A 4,968-nucleotide genomic window follows, 5' to 3' on the forward strand; every position below is an offset into this window, starting at 1 on the left:
GGATACCTCCATAGCCAACGGGTGCGAGAGGCCATGACTCATGACATTCAGTGCAAAACCATCAGTGGCAACACCAAGCACGGTTTTTTCTACAAAGAAGGTAAAAGCCCCTTGGCCGTGCTGGCAGGGTGTCTGTGCCTTTGTGGTTCAATTAGCAGTGATCAGCCTTTGCGTACTGCAACCTGCCAAGGGTGATGTGGTTGATGAGCCAGGCTCTCTCATTAATCCGGTCATTTACCGTAACGGCAACACTCATGAGCTGGACGGCGCCTGGGCTGTTACCCTGAGCCCCGACGGGCAACACCTGTACGTAACGGCCTCTTTAGGGAGTGCCCTGTCGGTGTACGATGTGGCCAGCGACGGCACGCTCTCCAACCCCCGTATTTACCGTAACGACGACACTCATGAGTTGTTCGGTGCCAGGGGTGTCGCCCTCAGCCCCAATGGGCAACACCTGTACGTAACGGCCTTTGACGGTGGTGGTGCCCTGTCGGTGTACGACGTGGCCAGCGACGGCGCGCTCTCCAACCCCCGTGTCTATAGTGACGACGACACTCATGAGCTGTTAGGTGCCCGAGATGTTGTCCTGAGCCCCGACGGGCAACACCTGTACTTAACGGCTTGGGGTGCCCTGTCGGTGTACGACGTAGCCAACGACGGCACGCTTTCTAACCCCCGTATTTACCGTAACGACAACACTCATGAGCTGGACGGTGCTTTGGGTGTTACCCTGAGCCCCGACGGGCAGCACCTGTACGTAACGGCTTTTTATGGGAGTGCCCTGTCGGTGTACGACGTGGCCAGCGATGGCGCGCTCTCCAACCCCCGTATCTATCGTAACGGCGACACTCATGAGCTGAACGGTGCCTGGGATATTACCCTGAGCCTCGACGGGCAGCACCTGTACGTAACGGCCAATCTTGGGAATGCCCTGTCGGTGTACGACGCGGCCAGCGACGGCGCGCTCTCCAACCCCCGTATCTATCGTGAAGACAACACTCATGAGCTGGACCGTGCCCGGGGTGTTACCCTTAGCCCCGGCGGGCAACACCTGTACGTAACGGCCTTTGACGATAATGCCCTGTCTGTGTACGACGTGGCCAGCGACGGCGCGCTCTCCAACCCCCGTATTTACCGCAGCGACGACACTCATGAGCTGAAAGGCGCTTGGGATGCCGCCCTGAGCCCCGACGGGCAACACCTGTACGTAACGGCCTTTTTTGGGAATGCCCTGTCGGTGTATCAGGTGGTCCAGGCTGTGGAAACAAACACTTCCTTATACTCCCCAGCATATTCAGCCATGACAACCCCGAGCATCGAAACCGACATGTCTGTGGGCTACGCCCCGAGCATGGGGGGGCGTCCGATACCCACTGACGGGGTCTCACCTTTCATGACACCTGCCGTTGAAGAGAGAGAGAAGAATGAAAGAGACTATGGAGTTATTACTGGCGCGGTCACTACCGGAGTTGCAGTGACCGGGGCAGTTGTCTCTGTGGTGATCGGAATGGTCTACTGGGCTTCACACCGTGCAAAACTCAAAGAGCACCAGTTATGAAATGATGAACAAGCAGTGACACACTGATCTGTCCGTACCAGACACGCTCAATAAAAGTTGTCACCTCGCCTTCAGAAAACTGAACTACACTGGATGTCCACCCAAAGGAGTTGGGAAGAGTCGGAACCGGATACCTCCATAACCAGCGGGTACAAGAGGCCATAACTCATGACATTCAGTGCAAAACCATCAGCGGCAACACCAAGCACGGATTTTTCTGCCAGAAGGGTAAAAGCCCCTTGGCCACGTTGGCAGGGTATATGTGTCTTTGTGGCTCAGTTGGCAGTTACCAGCCTTTGCGTACTGCAACCTGCCAATGGCGAGGTGGTTAATGAGCCGGGGTCTCTCATTAACCCGGTCATTTACCGTAACGACGACACTCATGAGCTGGAAGGCGCTACGGGTGTCGTCCTCAGCCCCGACGGGCAACACCTGTACGTAACGGCCTATTTTGGGGATGCCTTGTTGGTGTACGACGTGGCCAGCGACGGTGCGCTCTCCAACCCCCGTATCTACCGTAACGACGACACTCATGAGCTAAATGGTGCTACGAGTGTCACCCTTAGCCCCAACGGGCAACACCTATACGTAACGGCCTCTGAAGGGGATGCTCTGTCGGTGTACGACGTAGCCAGCGACGGCGCGCTCTCCAACCCCCGTATTTACCGTAACGGCGACACTCATGAGCTGGACGGTGCCTGGGATATTACCCTGAGCCCCGACGGGCAACACTTGTACGTAACGGCCTCGGCTGGGGGGGGTGCCCTGTCGGTGTACGACGTGGACACCGATGGTGCGCTCTCCAACCCCCGTATTTACCGTAACGGCGACACTCATGAGCTGGACGGTGCCTGGGATGTTACCTTAAGCCCTGACGGGCAACACCTGTACGTAACGGCCGCAATTGGGAATGCCCTGTCGGTGTACGACGTGGCTAGCGACGGCGCACTCTCCAGCCCCCGTATTTACCGTAACGACGACACTCATGAACTGGACGGTGCTCTGAGAGCTACCCTGAGCCCCGACGGGCAACACCTGTACGTAACGGCCTATTTTGGGGATGCCCTATCGGTGTACGACGTGGCCAGCGACGGTGCGATCTCCAATCCCCGTATTTACCGTGACGGCGACACTCATGAACTGGACGGTGCTCTGGGTGCTACCCTTAGCCCCGATGGGCTACACCTGTACGTAACGGCCACTATTGGGGATACCCTGTCGGTGTACGACGTGGCCAGCGATGGCGCGCTCTCCAACCCCCGTATTTACCGTAACGACGACACTCATGAGCTGGACGGTGCCCGGGATGTCACCTTAAGCCTCGACGGGCAACACCTGTACGTAACGGCCTATGAGGGGGATGCCCTGTCGGTGTATCAGGTGGTCCAGGCCGTGGAAACAAACACATCCTTATACTCCCTGACACATTCAGCCAGCATTAATCCGGGCATGGACACACATACCCTGGTCTACCCTCTCGCACATTCAGCCATGACATCTTCTATGACGCTGATGCCTTCCGTTGAAGTGGAAGGAGAGAATGAAAGAGATTATGGCGCTATTGCTGGCGCGGTCATTTCCGGAGTTGCAGTGACCGGGGCGGTTGTATCTACAGTGGTGATCGGAATGGTCTGCTGGGCTACACACCGTACAAAACTCAAAAGCGCCACTTATGAAATGCAGAACAAGCAGTGACACACTGCTCTGCCCGTACCAAACAGGCTCAATAAAGGTTGTCACTTCGCCTTCAGAAAACTGAACTACACTGGATGCCCACCCAAAGGAGTTGGGAAGAGCCGGAACCGGATACCTCCATAGCCAACGGGTGCGAGAGGCCATGACTCATGACATTCAGTGCAAAACCATCAGTAGCAACACCAAGCACGGTTTTTTCTACAAAGAGGGTAAAAGCCCCTTGGCCGTGCTGGCAGGGTGTCTGTGTCTTTGTGGTTCAATTAGCAGTGATCAGCCTGTGCATACTACAACCTGCCAAGGGTGAGGAGGTTAATGAGCCGGTGTCTCTCATTAACCCGGTCATTTACCGTAACGGCAACACTCATGAGCTGGACGGCGCCTGGGCTGTTACCCTGAGCCCCGACGGGCAACACCTGTACGTAACGGCCTCTTGGGGGGATGCCCTGTCGGTGTACGACGTGGCCAGCGACGGTGCGCTCTCCAACCTCCGTATTTACCGTAACGACGACACTCATGAGTTGGACGGTGCCCAGGGTGTTACCCTGAGCCCCGACGGGCAACACCTGTATGTTACGGCCCCTGCAGGGAATGCCCTGTCGGTATACGACGTGGCCAGCGACGGCGCGCTCACCAACCCCCGTATCTACCGTAACGACAACACTCATGAGCTGGACGGTGGTTTGGGTGTCGCCCTGAGCCCCAACGGGCAACACCTTTACGTAACGGCCTTTTCCGGGGATGCCCTGTCGGTGTACGACGTGGACACCGATGGTACGCTCTCCAACCCCCGTATTTACAGAAACGGCGACACTTATGAGCTGAACGGTGCTTTGGATGTTACCCTGAGCCCCGACGGGCAGCACCTGTACGTAACGGCCTTTTGGGGGAGTGCCCTGTCGGTGTACGATGTGGCCAGCGACGGCGCGCTCTCCAATATCCGTATTTACCGCAACGATGACACTCATGAGCTGTTGGGTGCCAGTGATGTTGCCCTGAGCCCCGACGGGCAACACCTGTACGTAACGGCCTTTTGGGGGAGTACCCTGTCGGTGTACGACGTGGCCAGCGATGGCGCGCTCTCCAACCTCTGTATTTACCGCAGCGACGACACTCATGAGCTGAACGGCGCTTTTGGTGTCGTCCTGAGCCCCGACGGGCAACACCTGTACGTAACGGCCTCTGATGGGAATGCCCTGTCGGTGTACGACGTGGCCAGCGACGGCGCTCTCTCCAACCCCCGTATTTACCGCAACGACGACACTCATGAGCTGGACGGTGCCTGGGGTGTTACCCTGAGCCCCAACGGGCAACATCTGTACGTAACGGCCTTTGATGGGGATGCCCTGTCGGTGTATCAGGTGATTCAGGCCGTGGAAACAAACACCTCTTTATACTCCCTGACGCATTCAGCCAGTATTATCCCGGGCGGACACACATACCCTGGTTCACTCTCTCACGCATTCAGCCATGACAACCCCGAGCATCGAAACCGACATGTCTGTGGGCTACGCCCCGAGCATGGGGGGGCGTCCGATACCCACTGACGGGGTCTCACCTTTCATGACACCTGCCGTTGAAGAGAGAGAAGAATGAAAGAGACTATGGAGTTATTACTGGCGCGGTCACTACCGGAGTTGCAGTGACCGGGGCGGTTGTCTCTGTGGTGATCGGAATGGTCTGCTGGGCTACACACCGTACAAAACTCAAAAGCGCCA

Annotated in this window: 4 protein-coding genes; all 4 read left to right on the forward strand. The window is 57.1% G+C overall.

Annotated elements, in window-relative coordinates:
• Positions 1–195: hypothetical protein (locus tag GZ78_RS30485; protein WP_236631665.1), on the forward strand; the 195-nt coding region annotated here is incomplete at its 5' end.
• Positions 143–1,558, forward strand: a complete 1,416-nt coding sequence (locus tag GZ78_RS22975) for a lactonase family protein (protein ID WP_236631666.1) — start codon at positions 143–145, stop codon at positions 1,556–1,558. The genes GZ78_RS30485 and GZ78_RS22975, both read left to right, overlap by 53 nt.
• A gap of 168 nt (positions 1,559–1,726) precedes the next feature.
• Complete coding sequence (locus GZ78_RS22980; protein WP_034841496.1) at positions 1,727–3,253, forward strand: lactonase family protein; 1,527 nt, start codon at positions 1,727–1,729, stop codon at positions 3,251–3,253.
• A gap of 149 nt (positions 3,254–3,402) precedes the next feature.
• A complete protein-coding gene (locus GZ78_RS22985; protein ID WP_081870008.1) occupies positions 3,403–4,797 on the forward strand; it encodes a lactonase family protein in 1,395 nt (464 codons plus the stop codon).
• The last annotated feature ends 171 nt before the right edge of the window (positions 4,798–4,968 follow it).

Origin of the sequence: Endozoicomonas numazuensis (assembly GCF_000722635.1) — a bacterium.
Classification (GTDB): domain Bacteria; phylum Pseudomonadota; class Gammaproteobacteria; order Pseudomonadales; family Endozoicomonadaceae; genus Endozoicomonas_A; species Endozoicomonas_A numazuensis.

What these genes read in the sequence shown, in the direction of transcription:
- GZ78_RS22985 (WP_081870008.1), top strand. Translation starts at nt 3,403, where the DNA reads ATGACATTCAGTGCAAAACCATCAGTAGCAACACCAAGCACGGTTTTT.
- GZ78_RS22980 (WP_034841496.1), top strand. Translation starts at nt 1,727, where the DNA reads ATGACATTCAGTGCAAAACCATCAGCGGCAACACCAAGCACGGATTTT.